Source organism: Longimicrobium sp. (genome assembly GCF_036388275.1).
Classification (GTDB): domain Bacteria; phylum Gemmatimonadota; class Gemmatimonadetes; order Longimicrobiales; family Longimicrobiaceae; genus Longimicrobium.
In genome coordinates this window covers 34,408-61,235 of record NZ_DASVSF010000011.1, presented here as the reverse complement: position 1 = coordinate 61,235, position 26,828 = coordinate 34,408, and the positions used below count along the sequence as shown (strand labels likewise).

Below are 26,828 nucleotides of genomic sequence, written 5' to 3'. Positions count from 1 at the left end.
AATTCCGTTCGTGTCCGCACCCCATCCGCAACCGGCGTGCTCACCCGTGAGCACGCCGGTTCTGTTCAGGGCCGCACCAGCGGCTCCAGCTTCGCCCGCAGGTCGTCGGGGATGTAGACGCTAGTGCGCGTGTGGGTGTCGTACATCACCGACGTGATCATGGCGTCCGCCACGCGCTCGTCGCGGTGGTTGACGATCTCCTGGCCCACGCGAAAGCTGCTGCGGCCCATCTCCGCCAGCCAGCTTCGGATGCGCAGCTTGTCGCCCAGCCGGGCCTCGCGCCGATAGTTGACGTTGGTGTTCACCAGCACGGTGCTCAGCCGCGACGACCCGAAGAAATCCAGGGGAATCCCGTTCTCCTTCACCCACTCGAAGCGGCCCCACTCCAGGTATTCCAGGTACTTGGCGTTGTTCACGTGCCCCAGCGCGTCCAGCTCGGTGGAGCGCACCTCGATCTCCAGCGTCGAAATCACGGGTCTTCCCTCTCGTTCAGCGGCGGCTGGTGGCGGCGATCACCCGCTGCACCAAGCCGTCCACGGCGTTGTTGGCGATCCACCGGGCGACCACGACCAGGTCGTTGTCGGGATCGACGTAGATGACGTTCGTTCCGTTGCCCACGTGCGCGAACGCGGTGGCGGGCGCGCTGGGAAGATACTTGCGGTCGGTGTTCACGAACCAGTTCATGAAGCCGTACGTGGGCTGTGCGGGCGTGGGCGTCGTCGCCATCCTCACCCACTCTTCCGACAGGATCCGCCGGTCGCCCCACCGGCCGCGGCGCAGCGTCAGGTAGCCGAAGCGGGCCATGTCGCGGGCGTCGATGAACATCCCGCCTCCCCAGTGCCCGCCCCCGCTGACGGACTGCACGGCCTGCCCGTCCATCAGCACCCACGAGTTGTCGTAGCCCGTCCACCGCCAGGTGCTGGACGCGCCGATGGGGTCCATCACCTGCTCGCGCAGCACCTGCGGCAACGGGCGGCGCCACACGTTGAGGGCGGCGAGCGCCAGCAGGTTCACGCGCACGTCGTTGTACTCGTACGCCGCGCCGGGCTCGTTCCGGGGCCGGGTCAGCCACTCCTGCGGGTTCTGCAGCGGGCGGTCGGCCCAATCGGGCTTGCCCCACAGCGTGCCCTCCCAGTCGCTCACCTGGCGCAGCAGGTGGTCCCAGGTGATGCGCCGCTCGCGCTCGGTGTCGAACAGCCGCATCGCCCGGCCCTCGCCCAGGCCGCCGGCGTGGCGGTTGCCGCCCTCGGGCGGGATGACGAACACGGGCGCCATGTACGGGTCCACGGGATCGTTCACCGAGCGGATCATCCCGCGGTCCACCGCTAGGCCGACGACGGTGGAGACGAAGCTCTTGGTGACGCTGAACGTCATGTCCACGCGCCGGGGATCGCCCCACTCGGCGACGATGTAGCCGTTCTTGATGATGATGCCCGTCGGGTCGCCGCGGTCGGCGAACGGGCCCACGGGCTCACCGAACGGCTCGCGCCCGAACGTCTGGTGGTGCGCCAGTTCCAGATCGCGCGGCGCGGTGCTCTCGTTGGCCCGCGCGAACGCCACGGCCGAGTCGAGGAGCGCCGCGTCCATCCCCACCTGCTGAGGCGTGCGCCGCTGCCAGTCGTCGCCCGGGCCGGGGTAGTACACGGCGCCGCGCTGCGCCTGCGCGGAGGACGCGATGAGGAGCGCGATGGCGATGCAGTTGATCTTCGTACGCAGCACGGCTGGTTCCTGCTCGGGATTTAGCTGCAACACGTTTCGCTTCTTCCTATACACGCGCGTCCCCGGCAAGGGCAAGTAGCCGCGAGGTGCTTTACGTTCGGACAGGAGGGTTTTACTTTCAGGTAAAGCGTCTTCGTGGAGGGAACATGCGCGAGTCCAAGCTGAGCAGCAAATCGCAGATCGTCGTCCCGGCATCCGTGCGGAAGGATATGGGCCTCGAACCCGGCGACCGAGTGCGGTTCGAGCCGCATCTCGACGGGTCGTACCTTCTTCGTAAAGCCCAGGATACCTCGTGGGTCGACCAGCTCGTGGCGGTCGGTGGCAATGAGCTGCGTGGCTATGCGGAGCAACTCCTGCGTGATCGGGAGGAGGGGGATCGTTGAAGCTGGAGGATATCCCCACCGGCGCGGTCGTCCTGATCGACTCACCGGCCTTCATCTACCTGATCGACAAAGATCCGGCGTACTTCCCCGCGGCCCGGAGTCTCTTCGATCGGGCTAAAACGGGCGAGATCACGCCCATCGCGTCAACGCTGGTGCTCGCGGAACTCCTCGTGCCGTACTACAAGAGCGGGGACACAGCAAAGGCGAATGTGATTTCGGCAACGCTCCAGAGCCAGCGGGACCTTGAGTTCGTGCCGGTCTCACCTCGTATCGCGGAACGAGCGGCCCGCTTGCGGGGGCTGTACGGATTGCACACTCCCGATGCGGTGCACGCTGCCACCGCCTTGCACGCGCGCGCCGGCTGGCTTGTTACGAATGACCGGAAGCTTCGGCGCGTGGCAGCGGAGGGGATACAGATCCGGCTGTTCGATGACTAATAGATAAGGGTGGTCGCTCACCGCTCGGCCAGCATGCGATGGATGCTTCGGAGCTTCAGCTTTCGCGCCCGACCCGCGATACATAGAATTGAGCGGAGCAAGGCAGCGTAAGAAATCAAATGAATCGAGTCAGTGGTGCTTATGTTCCAGACAGCCGAACGCCTTGATTTGCTCGATTGGATTAATCTTGGTGGTACTTTGGCCACTGTTGTCGGCCTGATCCTCACGTTGAAAGTACTGAGGGATGCGCGACGCCTTCAATCTCACTACATCTTCCTCGGCCGGGTTCCCGAACTACTCAAAACCGTAGCCGCGCACGCATCCCGGATCAGCGCGTTGCTTGGAGACTTGCCGACGTCAGGGGATGAGATCGCCAACGAGTTGACACAATGCCAAGCGAACCTCAAGAGCTTGCGCGATAAGCTTCCTGTGTCGCAACAGGCCTCAGTGGACGAGGTAAGCGTACTCATAGGGGCAACTTTGGAACGAACGCCATGGAGCGGGAAGGGGTGTGGCTCGTCTATACTCGCCTCTCCGCACTCGGCGTGGAGATCCGTAACATCTTGGCTGATAGAAGCTGGGAGGCCTGATATGCCAATCGTTGATCCCAAGGTTAACGAAGTCGTCTTGAAGCTGAACAAGCTGACACAAGACGGGCGTCTAGACTGGAGGCGAATAGAGCCTCTAACCGCTCTTGGGGGTGTACAGGAGCGGTTCAAGACAACGTACACTGACAAAAGCTTTGTGCTCATCGGTCCGGAGCCACTGATTGTGGCGTTTGTGAAACCGGGAGGATCGGGCAACACACGTCTTGAGATTGTCGATACGGGTGAACGTACCCTGTATAGTTTTCCGAAGATGCCAAGCATCGATGATTTGTTTGCGGCTGTCAAACAGCGGGTCGAGAAGCGCAAGGTCGACTCACTGCTAGATGAGTTCCTAAATCTTCCGATGTGATCCGACACGGAGATCTCCTCCGACACTCCGGCTCGCCAACTTGGCGGGCCGGTTGTAGTTTGGTGGCCTTCCGCCGGGAACGAGCCGGCGCGGCGATTTGGACGTGTACGCCTGAGGCAGCGTGTTCAAGAAGATCCTGGTAGCCAACCGCGGAGAGATCGCGCTCCGCGTCATCCGCGCGGCGCACGAGCTGGGGGTGCAGGCCGTTGCCGTGTACTCCGAGGCCGACCGCCTGGCGCCCCACGTGCTGGCCGCCGACGAGGCGTACCTGATCGGCCCGGCGCCCAGCGCGCAGAGCTATCTGAAGGTCGACGTGCTCATCGACGTCGCCAAGCGCTCCGGCGCCGAGGCCATCCACCCCGGCTACGGCTTCCTTTCCGAGCGCGCCCACTTCATCCAGGCCGTGCGCGACGCGGGGCTCGTCTTCATCGGCCCGTCGCCCGAGGCGGTGACGGAGATGGGCGACAAGACGGCGGCGCGGCGGCGGGTGATCGCGGCCGGTGTGCCCGTGGTGCCCGGCACCAAGGACGCGCTCGTGGACGCGGCCGAAGCGCGGCGCGTGGCCGGCGAGATCGGCTATCCCGTGCTGCTGAAGGCCGCGGCGGGCGGCGGCGGCAAGGGGATGAGGATCGTCCGCGGCGAGGACGAGATCGAGCGCGCCTTCGAATCCGCCGGCAACGAGGCCCAGGCGGCGTTCGGCGACCGGTCGGTATACGTGGAGAAGTTCCTGGAGGGGCCGCGCCACATCGAGATCCAGCTGCTGGCCGACCGCCACGGCAACACGCTGCACCTGGGCGAGCGCGAGTGCAGCATCCAGCGCCGCCACCAGAAGCTCATCGAAGAGGCGCCCTCGGCCGTGCTGACGCCGGAGGAGCGCTCCGCGATGGGCGCCATGGCCGTCGCCGCGGCGCGGGCGGTGAACTACGAGGGCGCGGGCACCGTGGAGTGCCTGTACCAGGATGGCGAGTTCTACTTCCTGGAGATGAACACGCGCATCCAGGTGGAGCACCCCGTCACCGAGCTTGTGACGGGCATCGACCTGGTGCAGTGGCAGATCCGCATCGCCGCGGGCGAAAAGCTGCCCTACACGCAGGACGACATCACGTTCGAGGGGCACGCCATCGAATGCCGCATCACCTCGGAAGATCCGTCGAACTCGTTCCTGCCGTCCACCGGGCGCATTCAGAACCTGCTGATCCCCTCCGGCCCCGGCGTGCGCTGGGACGGCGGCATCACGCCCGGGGTGGAGGTGGGGCTGTTCTACGATCCCATGCTCGCCAAGCTGATCGTGCACGCCCCCACGCGCATCGAGGCGATCGACCGGATGAAGCGGGCGCTGCAGGAGCTGCGCGTGGAGGGCGTGGACACCAGCGTGCCCTTTCACCTGCGGGTGATGGACGAGCCGGACTTCCGCGCCGGGCGCCTGACCATCAAGTACCTGGAGAACCACGAAGACCTGCTCGCCGCCGAGCCCGACGAGCAGACGGTGCGCATGGCCGCGCTTGCCGCCGCGCTGCTGGAGGAGGAGCGGCGGACGCACCGCGCCATGCCGCGCACGCAGCCCGCCACTGCCAGCACGGGCGGCAGCGCCTGGCGCGGGAACACCGGCGGCTGGAGAGGGCGTTGAGCGACCGCGGTCCCCGCCGCCCCGGCGGCGGGCAGGGAGGACGCGGACGAGGGACGGGGCAGGGGCCGCGCCGGCCTCCGCCCACGGCGACGGTTCGGATCGACTCGATCGCGGCGGGCGGCGAGGGCGTGGGCAGGTTGCCGGACGGTCGCGTGACCTTCGTTCATCGCACCGCGCCCGGCGACCTGGCCGAGGTGGCGCTGGTGGAGCGAAAGGAGCGGTGGACGCGGGGGAGGCTGCTGCGTGTGATCGAGCCGTCGCCCGAGCGGCGGGAGGCGCCCTGCGCGTTCTACGAGCGCTGTGGTGGCTGCACGCTGGAGCACCTGACGTACGATGCGCAGCTTCGCGCCAAGTCGCGCATCGTGGCGGACGCGCTCACGCGGATCGGCGGGCTGGCGGTGGAGGCGCCGGAGGTCGTCCCCTCCCCGAACGAGCACCGCTATCGCAACCGCGTGTCGTTTGCGCTGCGGCGCACGGAGCACGGGCGCGTGCTGGCGGGCTTTCACGCGCTGGGCGACCCGGACGAGATCGTGGACCTGGATGGCGGCTGCCTGCTCTTCGAAGAGCCGATCGCCCGCGTGTGGGACGGCATCCGCCGCAACTGGGGCCCCGACGCGCGCCGCCTGCCCTCGGGGCAGCAGCTTCGGCTGACGCTGCGCGCCTCGTCCGCGGGTCAGGTGTCGCTGCTGGTGGAGGGCGGATTCGCCCCGGGCCGGCCGCAGGAATTGATCGACCTGGTCCCCCGCCTGGTCAGCGTCTACCATCGCCCGGGCGAGGCCGTGCCCGACCTGATCGCGGGCGCGCCGGGGCTGCCGGAGACGTGGGGCGACGAGACGGTGGAGCTGAGCGGCGCGGCGTTCCTGCAGGTGAACCGCGCGGCCGCGGCCCTGCTGGAGCAGCACGTGATGTCGGTGATCGGCGACGCTGCGGGGCTGCGCGTGGTGGATGCGTACTGCGGCATCGGCCTGCACGCGCGGCGGCTGGCGCGCGCGGGGGCCAGCGTGACGGGGATCGAGCTGGACCCCGACGCCGTGGCCGAGGCGCGGCGGAGCGCGCCGGAGGGGGCCGTGTTCATTACCGCGCCGGTGGAAGACGTGCTCGCCGAGCACCTGCCGGCGGACTTGGTGATCCTGAACCCGCCACGGGCCGGCATCGCGGCGGAGGCGGCGGAGGCGCTCGCGGCCCAACCGGCGGCGCGGATCGTCTACATCTCGTGCAACCCGGCCACGCTGGCGCGCGACCTGAAGCGGATGGGCGGAGCGTACTCGCTCGAAGGCATTCGCTCGTTCGACCTGTTCCCGCAGACCGCGCACGTGGAAACTGTGGTTAGCCTTACGCACAACCGAGCCTGACATGCGCTATTTCGTAACCATCGCCGGACGCGAAGTGGAAGTGGACCTGACCGGCCCCACGCCCGTGGTGGACGGCACGCCCGTCGAGGCCCAGCTTTCCACGCTTCCGGGCACCCGAACCCGCCACCTGCTGGCCGGTGGACGCTCCTATCCGTTCGCCGTACAGGCGGGGGATCGAAAGGGGCGTTGGATCCTGGCGACCGGCGCCGAGCGCTTTACCGCTGACGCCGTGGACGAGCGCACCCGCGCCATCCGCGAGATGACGGGCACTGTGGACGACGTGGCCGACAAGACCATCGTCGCGCCGATGCCGGGGCTGGTGCTAAAGATCGAGGTGGCCGTGGGCGACGCGGTCCGCGCCGGGCAGGGTGTCGTAGTGGTGGAGGCGATGAAGATGGAGAACGAGCTCAAGGCGCCCGCGGACGGCGTCGTGGCCAGCATCGCCGTGCAGCCGGGGCAGACGGTGGACAAGGGCGCCACATTGATTACGCTCGAGTAGCCACCGCGAGGAAGATTCGAGGCTGGGCACGGCTCGACGGTCGATGCTCATCCGGCCTCGCTGGGGCGAATGAATCCGCGGCAACGAACACACGAAGTCCGCCTGCGCGGACTGGCTTGCTGGCGTGTGGGATGCGAGTTCGATGCGCGCCCGGTAAAGTGAAGCTCGCGCGGTAGCTCCCCCCAAGGGCTGACACCCCTGACGACAGCAGGGAAAGTCACTACGGGGAGCCGGTTCACACCTCACGGCTGGAGGGGCATGTACAGGCGAATCGACGATTTCGTGAAGGACTGGGAGCACGATGCGCAGACTACGCTCAAGGTGCTGCGCGCGTTGACGGACGAGTCGCTGGCGCAGCGCATCGTGCCCGAGGGGCGCTCGCTGGGGCGGCTGGCGTGGCACGTGACGGAAACGCTGCCGGAGATGATGGAGCACGCCGGGCTGCACGGCGTCACCGGGCCGGTTCCGCTGTCCGAGACGCCTGCGTCCGCCGCGGAGATCGTGGCGGCGTACGAGGGCGCGGCGGCTTCGGTCGGTCCGGCCGTTACCGCCGGGTGGGCGGACGACATGCTGGACGAAGAGGTGCCGATGTACGGCCAGCAGTGGAAGCGCGGGCTGGTGCTGAGCGTGCTGCTGCTTCACCAGGCCCATCACCGCGGCCAGATGACGGTCCTGATGCGCCAGGCCGGGCTCACGGTGCCCGGATGCTACGGCCCGGCGGCCGAGGAATGGGCGGCGATGGGCATCCCCGCAATGGCGTAGAACCGCGCGCCCTGCACTCGAAGTGCTCCCCTCTCCGCACAGCAGTATCGTGCGGGGAGGGGTCGGGGGAGGGGCACCCGGGGGATGCGCAGGCGGCCAGGCGAACCTCGGTGTGACGTTTCTCGACCTGGAGAACCTCCCGGAAGTCCCGGGAGGTTTTCTGCGTCTGGATTCGAACTCGCGCCATGGCCTGCCGCTCGCATGATACGACTCGTGAGCGCCGCCGTGGCGCATCTCGATCGAGTCCCGTTCCCGGAGTGCTGCACGTGGTGATCAGCGGAATGCTGTTTTGCCGGTTCGCGTCCCTGTTCCTGGCGCTCGCGGCCTGCTCACCCGCGGGCGACGCGGAGGGCGCCAGCGCGAAAGCGGACGACCGCGCGCCGCCGACGGCGCGCGAGGCGCCCGCCGTCCCTCCGCTGCAGACGGACACGACGGGGCGCGCGTGGGTGGAGCGCACCCTCGCTGGAATGACGCTACGGCAGCGGGTGGCGCAGCTCGTCTTTCCGTGGATCAGCGGGCAGTCGCTGGAGGCCAATCCCGGCGAGGTGCAGCGCATCCGCACCTGGGTGGCGGGCGATGGCGTCGGCGGGCTGATCATCTCCACGGGCTCGCCGCAGGCCACCGCCGCCAAGCTGAACGCCGCGCAGGCCCGTTCGGGGGTGCCGCTGCTGGTGGTCTCGGACCTGGAGACGGGGCCGGGGACGCGGCTGACGCCGGGCGGCACGCGCATGCCCCCCGCGATGGCGTTCGGCGCGGCGGACGACACGGCGTTCGCGCGGCAGGCCGGGCGCGTCACGGCGGTGGAGGCGCGCGCCGTGGGCATCCACGCCACGCTGGGGCCCGTGCTGGACGTGAACGTCAACCCGGCCAACCCCATCATCAACGTGCGCTCCTTCGGCGAGTCGGCCGAGATGGTGTCTCGGATGGGCGCCGCGTGGGTGGCCGGCGCGCGCGAGGGCGGCCTGCTGACCATCGGCAAGCACTTTCCCGGGCACGGCGACACGCACGCCGACTCGCACGTGGGGCTGGCGGTGGTGGAGGCGGACGCGGCGCGGCTGACGCGGGTGGAGCTTCCGCCGTTTCGCGCGGCCATTCGCGCCGGCATGGACGGCGTGCTGGCGGGGCACATCGCGGCGCGCGGGGTGGAGGGCGCAGGCGCGCCGCCTGCGTCGCAGTCGGTGAGGATGATCGGCGGCGTGCTGCGGGGAGAGCTGGGCTTTCAGGGAATCGTGTTCACCGATGCACTGAACATGGCGGGCGCCACGCAGGGGATCTCCGTCACCGAGGCGAGCATCCGCTCCCTGCTGGCCGGGGCCGACGCGCTGCTGCAGCCGCCCGGCCACGAGGGGGTGATCGACGGCATCGTCGCGGCGGTACGGTCGGGGCGCATCCCGGCCGCGCGGATCGACGAGGCCGCGCGGCGGGTGCTGATGGCCAAGGCCGCGGCGGGGCTGCACCGCGGCGCGCGGGTGGATGCTGCAGCCGTGGGGGCGATCGCCGGGCGCGCGGAGCACCGGGCGGTGGCGCGTTCGGTTGCGGAGCGCTCGCTGACGCTGGCGCGCAACCAGGGCGGCGTGGTGCCGCTGGCCCGCGGCTCGCGCGTGCTGCACGTCACGTACACCAGCACCGGACGCGGGCCGTCCGGCGCCGAGATTCACCGTGCCCTGGCGGCGGGCGGGGTCTCGGCCGAGCACGTTCGCGTGGGGCCGTCGACCTCTGCCGCCCAGTTCGCCGCGCTGCGCACCCGGGCGTCCGGCGTGAATACCGTCGTGGTGAGCGTGGCCGTGGCGCCCGTGCAGTACCGCGCCCTGGCCATCTCATCCGCCTTCGGCGCCTGGGTGCAGGGGCTGGCGGCGGGGGGCACGCGCGTGGTCGTGGTGTCGCTGGGAACGCCGTACCTGCTGCAGGCCTTTCCCGCGGTTCCCGCCTACCTGCTGGCCTGGGACAGCCGCGAGCCGACGGAGGGCGCCGCCGCGGCAGCGCTGCTCGGCGCTGTGCCCATCCGCGGGCGGCTTCCCGTTTCCCTCCCGCCGTTCCACCGGCTGGGAGACGGTGTCACGCTGCCTCAGCGGTGACGCAAAACGCGCACGCCGTCCGGCTGGGACGGCGTGCGCGTTCGGCACCTCTCGCGGTCGCGGACTTCAGCGGCGCTCCATTCCGAAGTGGCGCGTGATCCTCCAGTTGCCGATCTCCGCCTGCTTTCCGGCCTCGTACGTGAGCGGATGGTCCTTGTAGGTTACCGCCGCGATGTGCACGCCGTACGATCCTCCCACGTTGCCCCAGACCATCGTCACCAGCTCCGTGTGCCCGAAGTCGCTGAAGGTGGTGCTGCTGGGCTGGCCGTACCGGGCCAGCGCCACGCAGGCGTCCATCCCCACCGCCACACCGGAGCGCCGGCCGCGGGACTCGTCCGCTTTCGCGCAGCCCATCCGCGCCAGCAGCGTCGCAGAAGCGGTGGGATGCGGGGACCGGCGCCGCGCCGGCTCTTCGACGTTCGCCCTGGGTGCCACGGCCGGTGCGCCGCTCTCGATGACGCCGCTGATGGCCATCATCTCCGCGCCGCCGAACGGAATGGCCTGCGCACGTGCTTCGGACGCGGAGATCAGCGAGATCGTGGCGGCGAGGGCGGCAGCGTAGCGGATGAAGGACATGATGGTGGCTCCAGCGATTTCGGTGAGGTGCGGGACGATGGCCCCGGCGACGGCATCACCTTATTCGAGGAACGCGCCATAATGAGCGATTGCGTACAAGTGCTTCATGTGCAGCGAGTTAGATCCTTTTCATCCACCGGGCGCGCCCACGATGGAATGTACGGATATCGGTCTGGATCGAATGTGCATCGAGGCTGAAGTCGTGGAATTCCGCCACGTTTAGCCTACGTGTACGAATTCCGGGCAGCAGAGTGCGAGAAACGCACACCGCGCCAGGTAGACGGCGTCTCAGCGCATTCCCGCCACCTCGTGCCGTCCGGCCCAGAAGATGGAGTAGATGGCGATCAGGGCCACGCACACGGGCAGGAAGACGACGTAGGACAGCGCTTCGAGCTGCAGGAAGACGAAGAGGAAAACCGCGATCGGCCACAGCCCGCCCATCAGGGTGACGAACAGGAAGGAGAGGAGCAGCGCGGCCGCGTCGCGCCCCACCGTGCGGCGGGCCTCGGCCTGTATGCCCCACGTCCAGCGGTGATACCGGTTGCGGGGAAAGCCCAGTTCCAGGGGTGTCGGGTACTCGGCGCTGTACCGCGCGACCCATACGACCCTGGCTCCGAGCACGCCCCCGATCACGTTGCGCAGCGCCGGGTCGATCACCGCGTAGTAGAAGCGGGACCACGCCCAGTACACGGCCACCAGCCCCGCGCCGAACGCGATCTGCACCGGCAGCGGCCACGCGGCGGTCACCAGGTTGTGGAGAAACTCGCGTTCCAGCTCGGTCATCTGCCGACGGGGTTGACGGTGGGACCCCCATCGTCGCGCGTCCGTGCGGGTCGGCGCAAGATGGCTCTTCGCCCGCACGCCGCACCGGCGCGCCGATGGCGCGTGTTTCGCAGGCCCGGATGGTGCTCCCCGCCATGCGGCAGTGTGGGTACCGCACCGCGCGCACCGCGGACGGCGGCACTTCCTCGATCCAACGGACCACCGATGCAACTCCACGCCCCACGCTTGCTTCGCGTCACCGCCGCCCTGGCGCTCGCCGCGCTCTCCGCCGCGGGCTGCCGAACGGGGTCGCAGCCGGACGCGCCCGGCACCCAGGCCGATTCGGCGCCCGGCGCCACGGCAACCGCGCCGGCGAAGGACGCGCCGCCCCGGAGCGCCGCGGTGGTGCCGGGAATCGAGGTGCTGCTGCGCGACTCGGTGCACCTGGTGCGCGGCAAGCGCGTGGGGCTGATCACCAACCCCAGCGCCGTCACGCGCTCCGGCGAGCTGGGTGCGGACGTGCTGGCGCGCACCCCCGGCGTGCGGCTGGTGGCGCTCTTCGGGCCCGAGCACGGCATCCGCGGCGACCTGGAGGCGGGCGCCACCTTCGTCGGCGGGCGCGACGCGCGCACCGGCGTTCCCGTCTACTCGCTGTACGACCGCACCCAGCGCCCCACCGCCGCGGAGCTGGACAGCGTCGACGTGCTGGTGTTCGACATCCAGGACATCGGGGCGCGCGTCTATACGTTCGTGTGGACGATGGCGATGGCGATGGAAGAGGCCGCCAAGCGCAAGATTCCCTTCATCGTTCTCGACCGCCCCAATCCCATCACCGACGCGCAGGACGGCCCCGTGATGGACATGGAGGTGCGCGCCGTCACGCAGGTGATCACCGGCTACTACAGCGTCCCATTGCGCCACGGGATGACGGCTGGCGAGATCGCCCGCTATTTCAACGAGACGGCCAACGTGGGCGCCCAGCTTCACGTGGTTCCGGCGGAGGGATGGCGGCCGGACATGTGGTTCGAAGAAACCGGGCTGCGCTTCATTCCGCCCAGCCCCAACATCCGCTCGGTGAACGCGGCGCTCAATTTCTCCGGGCTGGTGCTGGGCGAGGGGACCAACGTGCACGTGGGGCGGGGCACCGACGCGCCGTTCAGCTACGTGGGCGCGCCCTGGCTGAACGCCGAGCGGCTGCGCGCCGCCGTGGCGCAATACAACCTTCCCGGCGTGACGCTGACGCCCGTGCAGATCACGCCCACAACCGATCCCAAGGTCGACACGCAGTACAAGGGGCAAACCTTCACCACGCTGCGGCTGGACATCACCGACCGCAACACGTACCGCCCGGCGTACACGGCGCTGGTGCTGCTGACGGAGGCAAAGAAGCAGAACCCGGGGCAGTTCCGCGTGATGAACACGGGGTTCACGCAGATGATCGGCTCGCACTGGGCACGCGCCGCCTTCGACCGCGGCGACGATCCGCGCGAGATCGACCGCCGCTGGCAGCGCGAGCTGGCCGAGTGGAACACGGTTCGCGAGCGCTACCGCATCTACCCGCGCGCAAGCCGGTAGGGAGCGCCAAGCCGCGGTGGGGCCGGTAGGTCGTGGCTCCGAAGGGCTAGCCCGAGCCTCGTCGAGACAGGTAGGTCGTGGCTCCCGGACGGGCCCAGCCGCGGCGGGCGAATGAATTCGCTGCAACGACCACACGAAGTCCGCCTTCGCGGACTGGCTTACTTGGGTGTGGGTTCGATGATGTGGCGCGTCCTGGGAGGGACGCAGGTCCGCGAATGCAACAACACATAGGGGCTAGGGAGGGGATGAGCGGGACAGCGGCGGTGTTTCTGGACAAGGATGGCACGCTGATCGAGGACGTGCCGTACAACGTCGACCCGGCGCTCATCCGGCTCACCCGCGGGGCGGGGGAGGGGTTGCGGATGCTGCGCGACGCTGGCTTCCCCCTGTTCGTGGTCTCCAACCAGTCGGGGGTGGCGCGCGGGTACTTCGCGGAGGAGGCGCTCGGGCCCGTGGAGGGGCGGGTTCGCGAACTGCTTCGGACGGAGGGGGTGGAGATCGAGGCGTTCCGCTGGTGCCCGCACCATCCCGAGGGCACCGTCGACCGCTATCGCATCGCCTGCGACTGCCGAAAGCCGCGCCCGGGGATGATCACCTCGCTCGCGGCGGAGCACGGCATCGACCTCGCCCGCTCCTGGATGATAGGCGACACCCCCGCCGACGCCGAAGCGGGCCGGCTCGCCGGCTGCCGCACCATTCTGGTCGGAGGCCGAGCGGATTCGAATTCGGCTCTCCCGCCGGACCACGTCGCCCCCGACTTGGCGGAGGCCGCGCGGATCATCGTGGCCGCACAGCCGACCGCGCATCAGACCGGGATCGAGATCCGCTGAACGCCTCCCCCGCACTCCCCCTATGCGGCCCCGCGGGATACCATCCACGCCTCGGCTTCGGCGGCGGGGAGCGGGGGCGAAAAGGCGTAGCCCTGCAGATGGGTGCAGCCGGCGGCGCGCAGGTCGTCGGCCTGTTCGCGCGACTCGATCCCCTCCGCGGTCGTTCCCTCCAGCCCCAGGCTTCCCGCCAGCGACACGATGGCGCCCACGATCGCCCGGCTCTCAGGCTTCTCCCGCAGCGACGCAACGAACGAGCGGTCGATCTTCAGCGCGTCTACGGCGAAGCGCGACAGGTAGCTGAGGCTGGAGTAGCCGGTGCCGAAGTCGTCCAGGTCTACCCGCACCCCCAGCGCCTTTACCTGCCGCAGCGCCGAGTCGGCCGCGACGTTTTCGATCAGCACGCTCTCGGTCACCTCCAGCCGCAGAGATCCGGCGGGCACGCAGGCCTCGCTCAGCGCCGACTGCACCTGTTCCACCATCCCGGGGTGGTCGAAGTCGCTCCCCGACACGTTGACGCTCACGAACAGCCCGGGAAACCGCTCGCGCCACAGGCAAAGCTGCCGCAGCGCGTCGCTCATCACCCAGCGGTCGATCCTTACCATCAGTCCGCTGTCTTCGGCGATGGGCAGGAAGGCGGCGGGGCCCAGCAGCCCGCGCTCCGGGTGCTGCCAGCGCACCAGCGCCTCCCATCCCACCAGCGCCTCGGTTTCGGCAGACACGATGGGCTGGTAGAAGGTGCGGAACTCGGACCGGTCCAGCGCCCGGCGGAGCGCGTTCTCCGTTTCCAGCAGCCCCACCGCATCCGCGTGCATGGTGGGCGAGAACACGGCGAAGCCGCCGCGTCCGCGCGCCTTGGTGCTGTACATGGCGATGTCGGCGTCGCGCAGCACCTCGTCGGGCCCCGCGTACCCCTCGTGCAGCAGCGCCACGCCCATGCTGGCGCTGGGGGTGACCTCGGCGCCGTCCAGCGCGGCGGGCGCGGAGATGGCGGCCTGCAGCCGCGAGGCGATCCCCATCACCTGTCCCTCGCTGCGCGCCGAATGCACCAGCAGCGCGAACTCGTCGCCCCCCAGGCGGGCCGGGGTGTCTTCCGGCCGGGCGACGGCCTGGATGCGGCGCGCCACCTCCTGCAGCAGCCGGTCGCCCGCGGCGTGCCCCAGGCTGTCGTTCACCCGCTTGAAGCGGTCCAGGTCCAGGAACAGCAGGGCGCATACGGCGTCGCCGCCCTCCCCGGCCCGCGCCAGCGCATGCCCCAGCCGGTCCAGCAGCAGGGTTCGATTGGGCAGCCCCGTCAGCGCATCGTACAGCGCCAGCTGGCGCAGCTCGGCCTCCATCCGCCGCTGCTCGGTGACGTCACGCGTGTAGGTGATTACGTACGGAGGCTGCCCGGGACCGGCCGTGTTGCGCGAAAACACCTCCACCGTGCGCCACGATCCGTCCTTGTGCCGCAGCCGGAACTCGGTGCGCGTGGTGGCGCCGGGCTGCAGCATCTCGCCCGCGTAGATGCCGCGGACGAAGTCCTGGTCGTCGGGGTGGACGAACAGGGCCCCGCGCCGGTTCACCATCTCATCCGGCGCAAAGCCCAGCATCCGCTCCACCGAGGGGCTGATGTACTGGATCACGCGCTGCGCATCCTGCACGTGGACGATGTCCCAGGAGTGCTCGGTGAGCAGGCGGAAGCGCTCTTCCGCGTGCCGCAGCTCCATCTCCACGGCCTTTTGCCCGGACACGTCCAGCACCAGCCCCTCCAGCGCGGCCAGCGCCCCATCGGCCGCCCAGACGCCCTGGCCCTGCTCCCACACCCATTTTTCGCCTCCCCGCGTGAGCATGCGGTAGGTGGACTGGAAGCGCCGGCGTGCGGCCAGGCCTTCCTGCACGTCGGCCCACACCCGGTCGCGGTCTTCGGGGTGAATGAGGCTGGCGTAGGTCACCCGGCCATCCAGCAGGTCGGACGGCGGATACCCCGTCAATGGCTCGAAGCCCTCGCTGAGCAGCTCCGTGGGCCAGGTGGGCTCGTTGCGGCAGCGGTAGGCGAAGCCGGGAAGGTTGTCGAGCACGGTCCGGAAGGCCCGCTCGGTCTCCTTGAGCGCGTCTTCGGTGGATCGAGCCCGCGGAGGGCGCTCTGGAGCCGTCACTACACCTCTCGCGTGGCGATGGAGACCTGTTACACGGTTGTGACGGCGCAAAATGCGCACCCCTTCCGGTGATTTCCACCAGCCGGGGCGCGGCGTGCGCTTGACGCAACCGGCGCCCGCCAACGATGATACCCCGCATCGCCAGGTTCACCCCCACAGCCCACCGCGTTGAGCACCCAACCCGCACCGGCGTCCAGGCCGTTTTCCATCATGCCCCCGCCCCCGCCGCCGGTTCCCCTGCCGGTGCGCGCGCGGTCGTTCGCCCTGGTGGGAACGTTCACCGCGTCGGTGTTCCTGAGCGCGTTCCTGCTGTTCCTGGTGCAGCCCATGTTCGGCAAGATGGTGCTTCCGCTGCTGGGCGGCTCGCCCGCCGTGTGGAACACCTGCATGCTGTTCTTTCAGGCCGCGCTGCTGGGCGGGTACCTGTACGCGCACGTGAGCACGCAGAAGCTGGGGGTGCGCGCCCAGGTGGGGGTGCACGTGGGGCTGCTGGCGGTGACCGCGCTGCTACTGCCCATCAGCGTGGCGGGGCGCTCGCCGGAGGGGAGCGACGCGCCCATTCCCTGGCTGCTGGGGACCATGCTGCTCACCGTGGGCCCGCCCTTCTTCGTGCTGGCCGGCACGGGGCCTCTGCTTCAGCGCTGGTTCGCGCACAGCGGCCACCGGAACGCGGCCGATCCCTATCCCCTGTACGCGGCCAGCAACCTGGGAAGCATGCTTTCGCTGTTCGCCTACCCCGCGCTGATGGAGCCGCGGATGCGCCTGGCCGGGCAGAGCGCGGCGTGGGCGATCGGCTTCGGCGCCCTTGCGCTGCTGATCGCCGGCGCGGCCGCCTGGGTGTGGCGCCCCGTCCCGCCATCCACCGACCAAACCGACGTGGCCCCGGCGGACGCGGAGTCCCGCACTCCCACACTGTCGCACTCACGCACGTCTGTCCCCTGGCGCGAGCGGGGCATCTGGACGTTCCTGGCGTTCGTGCCGTCGGCCATGCTGCTGGCGCTGACGACGTACATCACCACCGACCTCAGCCCGGTGCCCCTGCTGTGGGTGCTGCCCCTCGCCCTGTACCTGCTGACGTTCACGCTGGCGTTCGCGCGAAGGCCGCCGCTGCCGCACGAGCACATGCTGTGGCTTCAGCCGCCGGTGCTGATGGTGGTGGTGCTGCTGCTGCTCAGCGGCTTCGTGGAAGAGGCCGTAGCCGCCATCCCCGTGCACCTGGCCGGGCTGTTCGTGACGGGGATGGTGTGCCACGGCGAACTGGCGCGCCGCCGGCCGGCCGTGCGGCACCTGACGGAGTTCTACCTGTGGATCTCGGTGGGCGGGGTGCTGGGCGGCATCTTCAACGTGCTGGTGGCCCCGGTGGTGTTCAACAACGTCTACGAGTACGCGCTCTCCATCGCCCTGGCGTGCCTGGCGCGACCCTGGCCCCAGGAGCGGCAGGGGTGGAGGGGACACGCGATGATGGCGGTGCGCACCGTGGCGGTTACGGGCGCGCTGCTGTACATCGGCGCCAACTCCAAGGAGATGAACCCCGGCCTGCTGATGGCCTCGGCGGCCGCGCTGATGCTGCTGCTGACCCTGGCGCTGGCCCGCACGCCGCTGTGGCTGGCGCTGTGCCTGGGCACGGTGATGTTGTACTCCACGGTGAAGGCCATCCGCGAGCCGGGGGTGCTGCTGGCGGAGCGCTCCTTCTACGGGCGCTTCAAGGTGGTGGAGTTCGGCATCATCGAGCGCTTCCACGTGCTGCGGCACGGCTCCACGCTGCACGGCGCGCAGAGCCTCAGGAATCCGCGCGACCCCATCACCTACTACCTGCCGCACGGGCCGGTGGGGCAGATCTTTGCCGCCACGGCTCCGCGCGCCGGACGGCGGAAAGTGGCGGTCGTGGGGCTGGGAACGGGCACCACAGCCGCGTACGCCAGGGCGGGGGAGGAGTGGACGTTCTACGAGATCGATCCGCACGTGGTGAAGATGGCCACGGACCGCCGCTACTTCACCTACCTGCCGGATTCTCCGGCGAAGACGCGGATCGAGCTGGGCGACGCCCGGCTGTCGCTGGCGCGCGCGAGCGAGCCGAAGTACGACATGATCCTGCTGGACGCATTCAGCAGCGACGCCATTCCCGTGCACCTGCTGACGCGCGAGGCCATGGGGACGTACCTGGACCGGCTGGCGCCGGGCGGGGTGATCGCCATCCACATCAGCAACCGCTACCTGGACCTGGAGCCGGTGGTCGCGGCGCTGGTGCGCGAGCGGGGGCTGGCCGCGCGGGTGAGCAGCGGGCCGGATGGAAAGCGGAAGCGGTACGAGTCCATCGCCACCTGGATCACGGTGGCGCGCACGGAGGAGGACCTGGTCATCGTCGCAGCCGACTCGCGGTGGAAGCCGCTCACGGACCGGCGCGTGCCGCCGTGGACGGATGATTACTCGAGCTTGTTGAGCGTGTTCGAGTGGTAGGGGAGTGCGGGAGTGCGTTAGTGCGGGAGTGCGTTAGTGCGGGAGTGCGGGAGTGCGGGAGTGCGGGAGTGCGGGAGTGCGGGAGTGCGGGAGTGCGGGAGTGCGGGAGTGCGTGAGTAAAACCGAAACTTCGGTTGGGATTCGACTGGCTGGTCGCATGCCTCGGCAGCCCCTCTCCCGGCCTCTCCCCCGCAAACAGCGCGGGAGAGAGGGGAACTTCGATTGGGGTTCGACCCGGTTCGTCGCATGCCCCGGGAGCCCCCTCCCCCCGGGCCCCCTGCCCCCGCTTCGCAGGGGAGGGGGAGACCTGAACCGCGCTTCGGCCGGGCCTCGGGCACTCAACTCTGGTGTGTATCCCCTCTCCCACGCTGTTCGTGGGAGAGGGTGGACGAGCATAAGCCAGGACGGGTGAGGGCCCCAGCGGAGCCGGCGCAACGCCGTCCGGTTCTGCTGCGCCTCGTCCTTGTCGGCGTGAGGCGATATCTTGGGCGCGCCAAAGGTCCACCTGATCGCCGAGCCCGTGCCGAACGCAGTGCCATCACCCAATGCCTGAGCGCCACGACGCCGACGCCGTCGAGGCCACGCCTGAGCTGGAGGGCGGCATCGCGCCCGTCCACACCGGCCAGCCCAACGCTCGCGTTCGATGGCTGACGCCGGGGATGCGCTACATGGCGGCGGGCGCGTTCTTCTTCAGCGTGATGAGCCTGCTGGTGAAGCACGCCGGCAAAGACCTGCCGAGCCAGGAACTGGTGCTGGCCCGGTCCATCGTCACCGCGACTCTGAGCGCCTGGGCCGTCCGCCGCGCGCGCGTGTCGCCGTGGGGAACCCAGCGAAAAATGCTGGTGTTTCGCGGGATCGCCGGGTTCCTGGCGCTCTCGTGCTTCTACCACACGCTGACGAACCTGCCCATCGCCGATGCGACCGTCATCCAGTACACGAACCCCGTGTACGCGGGACTGTTGGCGGTGCCGCTGCTGGGGGAGAAGCTTCGGCGGCGGGAAGTGCTTTCGGTGCTGGCGAGCATCGTGGGCGTGCTGCTGGTCACCCAGCCGTCGTTCCTGTTCAGCGGGTCGCCGCACGCGCTGCCACCGATGTCGGTCGTCATCGGCCTGCTCGGGGCGATGTGCAGCGCGACGGCGTACATCACGGTGCGCAAGCTGGGAGCGACGGAACACCCGGCCGTCATCGTCGGCTACTTCTCGCTGGTCTCCATCGTCGGCTCCATCCCCGTCGCCCTGCAGGACTGGATCTGGCCCACACCCATGCAGTGGCTCGTGCTGCTGGGCATCGGGGTGAGCACGCAACTGGGGCAGATTGCGATTACGCACGGGCTGCGGCTGGAGCGGGCCGGCACCGCAACGGCCACGGCCTACCTGCAGATCGTCTTCGCGGCGCTCTGGGGCGTCCTCTTCTTCGCCGAGATCCCCGACGCCGGCACCATCATCGGTTCCCTGGTGATCATCGCGAGCACCCTGGCGCTCACACCGCGACGGCGTCCCACCCCGGCACCCTGACCACGACGGGCGCCCGCCCGGTTCAGCTACCCAGCCCGCACACTGCAGGCTTTCAACGCGTGATCGAATTCTCCCCTCTCCGCATGCGCAGCGTGCGGGGAGGGGCCGGGGGAGGGGCCAGCCGAGGCATGCATGGCCGTTCTCGAAGCGCCCTCCAGCCTGTATGACAGCCCGCCCAAGCATCGGCACGTGAGAGACGCACCACATTGACTCCCTTCCCCCGCGCAGTTTGCGGGGGAAGGGCTGGGGATGGGGGGCGCCAGGGGCACGCGCCACAACCAGCTGAATCCGGTTCGAAGTTCTCCGGGTTCTCGCTCGCCTGCTGCCTGAAGAAGTCACGATTCAGGGCTTTCGTGCCGCTGTCGCGCCCAGGTTTGGAGGTGGCGCGGAGTAGATCCTTCGGCCCGCGAAGGATGTGCTGCGGGTGAGTTTTGTGCGCTTGGGCCTCAGGATGACAGGGCCTTGGCGCTGCCGGTGAGTTTTGTGGCGCCTGGGCCCCAGGATGACAGGCCTTTGCGCTACCGATGGTTTTTGTGCGCTTGAGCCCCAGGATGACAGGGCCTTTTGCGCGGCCGGAATTTGATCAGTGGACAATGAAGCCGTCAGTCCTCGTCGTCCTCCATGCTTTCGGGCGCGATGGGGATTTCGGCGCGGACGCGGGTGCCGGCGCCGGGCTCGCTCTGCACGTCGACGCGGCCGCCCAGGTACGCCGCCCGCTCCCCCATCCCGAACAGCCCCAGTCCCCGCCCGGCCGCGGTGACGCTGGGCACCGAAAACCCGCGCCCATCGTCTTCCACACACACGACCAGCCGTGCGCCCTCCCGATCCAGGCGAATGGAGGCGCGGGTGGCGCCGGAGTGGCGCAGCACGTTGGAAAGCGACTCCTGCACGATGCGGTAGACGGCCAGCCCCGCCTCGGCGGAAAGGTCTTCGTCCACCGACGGATCCGCGGCGAGCGCCAGCTCCATCTCGCTGATCTCGCGCAGCGATCGCAGGTGCGATTCGATCGCCGGCACCAGCCCCAACTCGTCTAGAGCGGGCGGGCGCAGGCCGCGCGCGAACCGCCGGACCCCTTCCAGCGCCTGCCCGATCTCCCGGCGCATGTCCTCGAGCAGGGCGCCCACCGCCTGCGGATCGCCCGCGCCCTTCACCACGCGGATGCGGATGAGCAGCGCCGCCAGCAGCTGCGCCGTTTCGTCGTGAAGCTCGCGCGAAATGCGCTTCCGCTCCTCTTCCGCGGCGTTCAGGGCCTGCGACGCCACCTCGCGCACCCGCGTCCGGTACACGGCGGCCGCGTCGAGCATGCCGTTGAACGTGCGCGTCAGCCGGTCCAGCTCGCGGTCGGCGACGGGGGACAGGGGCACACGGGCGTCCAGGTCGCCCCGCCGTACCCGCGCCGCCGTGCGCTCCAGCGCGTCCAGCGGCTGCAGGGCCAGCTTCAGGATCACCGCGTTCACCAGCACCGTGGCCAGGATGCCGCCCGCGGCCAGCGGCCCCGCGACGTCCAGGATGGAGGCCTCGGGATAGCTGCGGACGAACCACGCCGTGAGCATGCTGCCGAACATGGTGCCCACCAGCACGACGGCCGCGTTGGCGATGAGGATCTTGTAGAACAGCGGCACACGCAGCAGCGCCCGCACGAACCCCGGCAGAGGCCGCGGCGGGCGGGCGGGGGGCGGGCCCTCGGGATGATCGGGCATCCGGGCGGCTACGGTTGCGGAGCGAACTTCACCAGCGCGTCCGCCACCAGCGCCTCTACCGCCTGGCGCCGCTCGGGGGAAGGCGCATAGGTCGCCCGCACCTTCACCTCGTATCCCGGGAACAGGAACAGGTAGAAGTGCGATTCGCGCTGCTCGCCCTGCACGTCCACGTTGGCCACCAGGTGCCGGCCGGCGCGCCAGGCGGCGCCCGCGGGCGGCTGGACGGCCTCGTCGCTCGCCACCGACGCCTGGCGATAGTGGCCGCGGCGCACCAGCTCGGGAAGGTGTGCGGCGAACTCAAGCGTTTCCGACTGCGCCTGCTGCTCCGCGCACGACCGCGGGCACGACGAGTCGGCGGCCGGGCCGGGGTATACGTAAACGTCCACGCGCATCCCGTCCGGCAACGCGTACCGAAGACTGGTGCCCATGCGGGGGTCGGGAAAGTCGTGGCGTTCCTGGAAGGCGAACGCGCCCAGCGCGTCGGGAACCCCCATCGCCCTGATCGGCCGCTCCACGGGCTGGTCCAGGGCCACGCCCCGCGCGCGCAGCGTGTCCAGCTGCTCGGTGATCGCCGACTCGACCATGATCGCGGCCATGGCTTCGAGGGCCGTCAACTCGTCGGCCTTCGCGCCGGCTCCCTCCATCTGGCAGAGAACCCTGGCACCCACCTCCAGCCGGGTGGAATCGCCCCGCACCTGCGACGAAATGAAGAGGCTTACGCCGGGGTGCTCATCGCCCTCGTCCGCGATCTCCTTTTCACCTGCCGTCCAGGTGAAGCGCGGCGCGATCTGCCACCGCCCCTCGCCGGGGGGAGAGCGGAGCACCGTGTATCCGCCCTGCTCCAGGACGCTGTCCACCACGTTCGCCAGGCGAGTGGGGTGCGCGGCATGGGACCCCGTGATGACGATCCCCTCATCGTCCGCGGGGCCGTGGCGGCACTCGGGGGCCTTGCCGTCCTGGGCGGAAAGGGGCGCGGCCAGCAGGAGCGCGGCCACGCAGGCATGGCGGAGCAGGGTCATGGGAAGAGCGGATCGTCCGTGGGCGGGGAACGCGACGGCGGCATCGCGGATCGGCGTACCCAAACATCCGCGGCGAGCACTCCGCGCGCAAGGAAATCTTTTCGAAAAAGGGGACTTGCGCGTCTAGAAAAACGTTTCTATCTTATTTGCACGCCGCCGCTTGAAGGCGGTGCAGGGACGCCGGGGCGATCCGACGAGGATTGCGCCGCGGACCACGGGAGCCGAGGCTCCACCGTGTCCATGCCCTATGTGCAACCTGAACGAAGGAGGTGATCTCTTGGCCAGTACGACTCCTGCTCGCATCTCGACACGGGCAAGCGATCGCCGCATCGGCGCCTGAGCCGATTCCAGAGGCGAAACACTCTCCGCGTTTGGCGGGTGCCCCTGCGGCATCGCGTCGGGAAGCAGCGGAACCTTGAGCACCGCCGGGCACATCGCCCGGCGGTGCTCTTTTTGTGCGTGGTTCTGCGTCAGGCGGACGATTCCGTGGCCGCCCCCACGGGCCGATGCGCGGAGTCCGGGTCCGCCGGGGGCGTGACCCACTGGCCGACGGGAACGGGGACGCCCCGCCACATCACCACCTCGTCGGAGGGCAGCGGACCGCCGATGCGGATGGCGGCGATGCTGCGCACGCCCTGCACCTGGTCCGGCGTGAGGAACGAGGTCACCGTGGGGTCCCACACCTCGGCGCGGCCGTGGCCGTCGATCACCGCGCACGACTCGTGGTAGCCCGCGGCGCCCTGTGCCCACGAGGGCGACCCGCCCCCGTCGGACCAGCGCTCGTGCCAGTGCGCCATGTGGTGCTCCTCCTGCCGCTGCACCATCTGCACGGGAAGCACCCGCACGCCCCGGGCGTGGAAGGCCTCGATGCTCAGCGCCGCGTGGGCACCGCAGTCCAGCTCCTCTTCCTCCATCGCCTCGCACCAGAACAGTGGCCAGCGGCTGGGCCCCCAGGGGAACTTCCGGGAGATCCACGCGGGCCCGCCCTGGCCCTGCCACATGGACGCATCCATCGCCAGGAACCAGGCGCGCGCCGTGGCGCAGCATTCCTTGCCGTGGTGGTCCAGCGTCGAGGGAACGGAGTGCGCCCAGGGCGCCCAGTCAGCAGCTTGCATCGGCTAGCACTCCCCGTCCAAAGTTGTAGGCCATGCTGGCGTCGTACGCGCCCGCGTCGCCGATCACCAGCCGGCTTCCCGGCCGCAGCGTGGGCGGCAGCGCCAGGTCGCTGGCCAGGATGTCGGTTTCCATGCAGATGCGGCCCAGCACCCGGTCGCGCCCGCCGCCCAGCGCTTCCCATCCGCCCCCCGACGGGGTGTAGATGCGATGGGGATAGAAGGGTGCCATCGGCAGGTCGGAGATGGCGGCGTCCACCACCGCCTCGGTGTTGCCGTCCTTGTCGCGGCGCACCTCCAGCACCGTCGTGACGAGCGCCATCGTGGGCTGCGAGATGGCCTTGCCCGGCTCCACGAAGAAGTGCGCCAGTTCCGGCATCCGCACCGCCGCGGCCGCCATCAGCTCGTTCAGGCGCGGCAGCATCTCGCGGTCCAGGTCGTCCGGAAACCAGCCACCGCCCACGTCCAGGCACTTCACCGGCCGTCCCACGCCCTCCTGGATGGCTGCGGCCCAGTGGACGACACCGGTGTACAGCTCCCGCCAGCGCGAGGGCCCCAGCACGTCACTGGCGAAGTGGAAGTGAAGTCCGATCTCCTGCTCCACGGGGAGTGAGCGGAGGAGCTTGAGGATCTCGCCGAAGCGCTTGGGGCTGGCCAGGCCGCTGCCGAACCGCGAGTCGATGGTCACCGGCCGCAGCCGCAGCCCCACGTAGCGGGCGCGCGGCACACCCTCGCACAGCCACCGCCCGAGCGCCTGCGGCGAATCGGCGAAGGCGGCCATCACGCCCTCTTCCGGCAGTGGAATCTCGGGCCACTGCTGGGCGGGGCCGTTGATGATGATGCGCTCCGGTGGAAAGCCCGCCTCCAGCGCCCGCACCATCTCCGCACGGCTGATCACCTCGCCGTACATTCCCGCGGCCTTGCCCAGCGCCATCAGCGTGGGATGCGGATTGGTCTTGACGCTGTAGCCGAACCCGAGGGCCGGGCCCGACGCGGGGGCGTCTTCCACTGCCTGCTCGATGGCGGCGAACCTCGCGCGCGCGGTCCGCGGCAGAAGAACGCGCCGCGGCGTTTCCATCGAGTCGCTGGCCCCTTCGCCCAGGTCCCGCAGCAGCGCGGCGGCGATGGCCGGGGCGGGGGAGCGCACGCCCTTCTTCGCATCCTTCCCGTCTTCACTCTCACCCAGGCGGCGCGCCAGGTCGGGCATGCCGGAGGGATGCTTGGACCCCACGCTCCACTCGTCCACGGCTGCGCGCACGGCGGGAAGCGGATGGGTAAGCCGGACCGGCACCTCGATGACCACGCGGGTGAACTGCCGCCCCTGGAAGGTGCCCGCCACCGGCGTTCCCACTCCGGCCGCTTCGGCCAGCCGGGCGGGAAGGTTGTGGCCCGCGAAGCTGGCGGCGTGGATCCACGCGGGAAAGCGCGGGTTCCAGTCGATCAGGTGCAGGGTGCCGTCCGGCGCGCGGACGAACTCCAGCTCGGCGCCACCCGTCCATCCAAGGTCGGCGATCACCTCGCGAAGCGGCTCCACGAAGGCGGGATCCGGCTCCGACACCTTGCCCGCCCACGTCTTTCCCTCGTGCGTCTGCGAGTGCTTGCTCAGGTGCACGCAGTCCAGCAGCTCGCCCTGGTAGGCGCAGAGGGCCACGGATTCCTCGTTGCCCAGCACGTGCCGCTGCACGAAGAGCTGCTCCGTCCCCCAGATGTCGGAAAGTGACGCCCGCGCATAGCGGAACGAGGGCCAGTCGCGCGCACGCACCGCCTCGTAGTTGGGCCCCTTCACCCACACGCGCCAGCCGTGCTCTCGGCAAAAGGCGTGAAGGTCCCAGTCCGAGCGGTCGGCCAGGACGAAGTCGGGAATGCTGAGCGGAAGCTTCCCGGCGGCGCTGATGCTAGGCTTGGCCACGCGGGAGAGTGCTTCGGGCGGCGGGATGAACGCGCGGCTACGGTCGGAGAGGTTTTCCGCCAGCCACTGCACCTCCAGGTCCTGGCCCGGGAACCAGTATGCGCCACCGTCGAGCTTTTCCTGGATGGCGGCTTGGTAGACGGGAAGCCGAAGCTCCTTCCACGGGCGCTGCACCCACACGTCGTCGAAGACGTCGCTGTGAAGGCCGGAGCTTTCGATGGAATAGTCCACGCCCACCAGCCGGGCGTGCGGATACGCCTGGCGAAGGGACCGGGCCACGCCCAGCCCCGGCGAGGGATTGGGGCCGCTGTGCACACCGCTTAGATAGAATACAGGGCGAGAATCCGCCACCTGGCGCATTGTTTGGGCTCCACGAAGATTGAGAGAGAGAGAACGCAGGAAAGCGGGCGAGGCCGGCTCTTCGTGCCTTTTTATATTAAAGCAACTCCCATTCCCATCCCGCCGCAGAGTGCCACAAACGCTTGTAGCAGGAATGACGGCTCGCCGGGGCGCGCTTCAGCCCGGCTCGGCCGGTCGCAATCCGCGCTTTTGGAGGAAGCACCGGCTGTGGCCCGGCGGGTAGTCGTCGAGCGTTCCGAACACCTCGTAGCCCAGGGACTCGTAGAAGCCGGGCGCCTGGAAGCTGAACGTGTCCACGTGGGCGTTCCGGCAGCCGCGGGCGGCGGCCTCCGCTTCGGCGCGGGCCAGCAGCTTGTGCCCCAGCCCGCCTCCGCGCAGCGACTCGTGCACCCACAGGTGGCTGACGAACAGCCAGTTCCAGTGCGTGTAGCCCAGAAGGCCGCCCCGGATCGTTCCATCACCGTCGCGCAGCAGCAGAACCAGCCGCGCGGCGCCCTCGGGCTCCGCCTGGCTGTCGTTGTAGCCCACCAGGCCATTCACGACCGCGTTGATATCGTGTTCGGAGGGCTGTTCTTCGAGGAAGATGATGGTATCCGCCACGTTCAGCCCAGGAAGCGGCGTGCGACGCGGATGTAGCGCACGTCCTGCTCGTGCTCGGGAAGCGCCTCGGCGGCCGCGAGCAGCTTGCGGACGTGGCGGTGAAGGCGGGGCTCGCCCCAGCGGTAGCCGGTGGCGGATTCCGCGCTCGCGGTGTTTGCGTCGCGCGCGGCCTCGATCAGCGCCCGCGCCGCCGCCGCGTCGTACCCGGGATCGTCGCGAGGAGGCAGCCCGAAGTGGCCGGGCGGGACGAACCCCGAATCTTCTTTGACGAAAGCACGCGACATCGCTCCGTTTCTCCTTTCCACCGGCGGGGCATGAGCAAGAGCGTTGCCGCATCTTTCTCGTAGTTCCCGTCTCGGGTCGGGCCTCACGCAGAGCCGCAGAGACCGCAGGAAGAGAGAGGAGGGGCTCTCTCTGCGACTCCGCGTCTCTGCGTGATCCAAGAGCAGAGCCTGTGACGTGGGATTG

The 26,828-nt window shown here is 69.5% G+C and carries 23 protein-coding genes; 12 read left to right on the top strand and 11 right to left on the bottom strand.

Going from position 1 to position 26,828, the window contains the following annotated elements; genetic code table 11:
- Positions 1 to 65: 65 nt before the first annotated feature.
- Positions 66 to 473: a thioesterase family protein gene (locus VF632_RS04145; RefSeq protein WP_331021589.1), complete on the bottom strand. Its 408-nt coding sequence runs from the start codon at positions 471 to 473 to the stop codon at positions 66 to 68.
- A 16-nt stretch (positions 474 to 489) separates the two neighbouring features.
- The gene (locus VF632_RS04140) at positions 490 to 1,716 is read right to left on the bottom strand and encodes a serine hydrolase domain-containing protein (protein WP_414682883.1); all 1,227 of its coding nucleotides are present in this window, start codon (positions 1,714 to 1,716) and stop codon (positions 490 to 492) included.
- Between the two features lie 149 nt (positions 1,717 to 1,865).
- Here VF632_RS04140 and VF632_RS04135 point away from each other — a divergent pair, with 149 nt between their 5' ends.
- From VF632_RS04135 to VF632_RS04100, 8 genes are all read left to right on the top strand, one after another.
- Entirely contained in the window at positions 1,866 to 2,102 is a 237-nt protein-coding gene (locus tag VF632_RS04135) for an AbrB/MazE/SpoVT family DNA-binding domain-containing protein (protein WP_331021587.1), read from the top strand.
- Complete coding sequence (locus VF632_RS04130; RefSeq protein WP_331021586.1) at positions 2,099 to 2,539, top strand: type II toxin-antitoxin system VapC family toxin; 441 nt, start codon at positions 2,099 to 2,101, stop codon at positions 2,537 to 2,539. The genes VF632_RS04135 and VF632_RS04130 overlap by 4 nt, the downstream gene beginning before the upstream one ends.
- Before the next feature lie 135 nt (positions 2,540 to 2,674).
- The gene (locus VF632_RS04125; RefSeq protein WP_331021585.1) at positions 2,675 to 3,496 is read left to right on the top strand and encodes a hypothetical protein; all 822 of its coding nucleotides are present in this window, start codon (positions 2,675 to 2,677) and stop codon (positions 3,494 to 3,496) included.
- A gap of 121 nt (positions 3,497 to 3,617) precedes the next feature.
- Complete coding sequence (gene accC, locus VF632_RS04120; protein ID WP_331021584.1) at positions 3,618 to 5,123, top strand: acetyl-CoA carboxylase biotin carboxylase subunit; 1,506 nt, start codon at positions 3,618 to 3,620, stop codon at positions 5,121 to 5,123.
- Entirely contained in the window at positions 5,120 to 6,475 is a 1,356-nt protein-coding gene (locus VF632_RS04115) for a class I SAM-dependent RNA methyltransferase (protein WP_331021583.1), read from the top strand. Before accC ends, VF632_RS04115 begins: the two co-directional genes overlap by 4 nt.
- Position 6,476: 1 nt before the next feature.
- Positions 6,477 to 6,974, top strand: a complete 498-nt coding sequence (locus VF632_RS04110) for a biotin/lipoyl-containing protein (protein WP_331021582.1) — start codon at positions 6,477 to 6,479, stop codon at positions 6,972 to 6,974.
- Between the two features lie 258 nt (positions 6,975 to 7,232).
- Positions 7,233 to 7,736: a DinB family protein gene (locus tag VF632_RS04105; protein ID WP_331021581.1), complete on the top strand. Its 504-nt coding sequence runs from the start codon at positions 7,233 to 7,235 to the stop codon at positions 7,734 to 7,736.
- A gap of 266 nt (positions 7,737 to 8,002) precedes the next feature.
- On the top strand, positions 8,003 to 9,811 hold the full coding sequence (locus VF632_RS04100) for a glycoside hydrolase family 3 protein (RefSeq protein ID WP_331021580.1): 1,809 nt from the start codon (positions 8,003 to 8,005) through the stop codon (positions 9,809 to 9,811).
- Positions 9,812 to 9,877: 66 nt separating this feature from the next.
- On the opposite strand, the gene VF632_RS04095 is transcribed toward VF632_RS04100, so the two are convergent.
- Positions 9,878 to 10,387, bottom strand: coding sequence for a hypothetical protein (locus VF632_RS04095; RefSeq protein ID WP_331021579.1), 510 nt, complete (start codon positions 10,385 to 10,387; stop codon positions 9,878 to 9,880).
- A gap of 288 nt (positions 10,388 to 10,675) precedes the next feature.
- A complete protein-coding gene (locus tag VF632_RS04090; RefSeq protein ID WP_331021578.1) occupies positions 10,676 to 11,170 on the bottom strand; it encodes a hypothetical protein in 495 nt (164 codons plus the stop codon).
- Positions 11,171 to 11,374: 204 nt separating this feature from the next.
- Here VF632_RS04090 and VF632_RS04085 point away from each other — a divergent pair, with 204 nt between their 5' ends.
- Together VF632_RS04085 and VF632_RS04080 are read left to right on the top strand one after the other, a co-directional pair.
- Positions 11,375 to 12,724: a DUF1343 domain-containing protein gene (locus tag VF632_RS04085; RefSeq protein WP_331021577.1), complete on the top strand. Its 1,350-nt coding sequence runs from the start codon at positions 11,375 to 11,377 to the stop codon at positions 12,722 to 12,724.
- Positions 12,725 to 12,969: 245 nt separating this feature from the next.
- Positions 12,970 to 13,554 carry an HAD family hydrolase gene (locus tag VF632_RS04080; protein WP_331021576.1) on the top strand — a complete coding sequence of 195 codons (585 nt, stop codon included), beginning with the start codon at positions 12,970 to 12,972 and terminating at the stop codon, positions 13,552 to 13,554.
- A gap of 20 nt (positions 13,555 to 13,574) precedes the next feature.
- Here the strand turns inward: VF632_RS04080 and VF632_RS04075 are convergent, their stop codons facing one another.
- Positions 13,575 to 15,689 carry a putative bifunctional diguanylate cyclase/phosphodiesterase gene (locus VF632_RS04075; protein ID WP_331021575.1) on the bottom strand — a complete coding sequence of 705 codons (2,115 nt, stop codon included), beginning with the start codon at positions 15,687 to 15,689 and terminating at the stop codon, positions 13,575 to 13,577.
- A 210-nt stretch (positions 15,690 to 15,899) separates the two neighbouring features.
- Between VF632_RS04075 and VF632_RS04070 the strand changes: the two genes are divergently transcribed.
- Together VF632_RS04070 and VF632_RS04065 are read left to right on the top strand one after the other, a co-directional pair.
- A complete protein-coding gene (locus tag VF632_RS04070) occupies positions 15,900 to 18,146 on the top strand; it encodes a fused MFS/spermidine synthase (protein ID WP_331021574.1) in 2,247 nt (748 codons plus the stop codon).
- A gap of 545 nt (positions 18,147 to 18,691) precedes the next feature.
- The gene (locus VF632_RS04065; protein WP_331021573.1) at positions 18,692 to 19,660 is read left to right on the top strand and encodes a DMT family transporter; all 969 of its coding nucleotides are present in this window, start codon (positions 18,692 to 18,694) and stop codon (positions 19,658 to 19,660) included.
- 602 nt (positions 19,661 to 20,262) lie between these two features.
- Here VF632_RS04065 and VF632_RS04060 read toward each other — a convergent pair.
- The 6 genes from VF632_RS04060 to VF632_RS04035 form a co-directional block, all read right to left on the bottom strand.
- The gene (locus VF632_RS04060; protein WP_331021572.1) at positions 20,263 to 21,360 is read right to left on the bottom strand and encodes a sensor histidine kinase; all 1,098 of its coding nucleotides are present in this window, start codon (positions 21,358 to 21,360) and stop codon (positions 20,263 to 20,265) included.
- Between the two features lie 8 nt (positions 21,361 to 21,368).
- A complete protein-coding gene (locus VF632_RS04055; protein ID WP_331021571.1) occupies positions 21,369 to 22,379 on the bottom strand; it encodes a hypothetical protein in 1,011 nt (336 codons plus the stop codon).
- 470 nt (positions 22,380 to 22,849) lie between these two features.
- A complete protein-coding gene (locus VF632_RS04050) occupies positions 22,850 to 23,494 on the bottom strand; it encodes a hypothetical protein (protein ID WP_331021570.1) in 645 nt (214 codons plus the stop codon).
- On the bottom strand, positions 23,481 to 25,715 hold the full coding sequence (locus VF632_RS04045) for a hypothetical protein (protein WP_331021569.1): 2,235 nt from the start codon (positions 25,713 to 25,715) through the stop codon (positions 23,481 to 23,483). Before VF632_RS04045 ends, VF632_RS04050 begins: the two co-directional genes overlap by 14 nt.
- A 201-nt stretch (positions 25,716 to 25,916) precedes the next feature.
- Positions 25,917 to 26,360 (bottom strand): GNAT family N-acetyltransferase, encoded by a 444-nt coding sequence (locus VF632_RS04040; protein WP_331021568.1) that lies wholly within the window; start codon positions 26,358 to 26,360, stop codon positions 25,917 to 25,919.
- Positions 26,361 to 26,362: 2 nt separating this feature from the next.
- Complete coding sequence (locus VF632_RS04035) at positions 26,363 to 26,644, bottom strand: hypothetical protein (protein WP_331021567.1); 282 nt, start codon at positions 26,642 to 26,644, stop codon at positions 26,363 to 26,365.
- Positions 26,645 to 26,828: the final 184 nt, after the last annotated feature.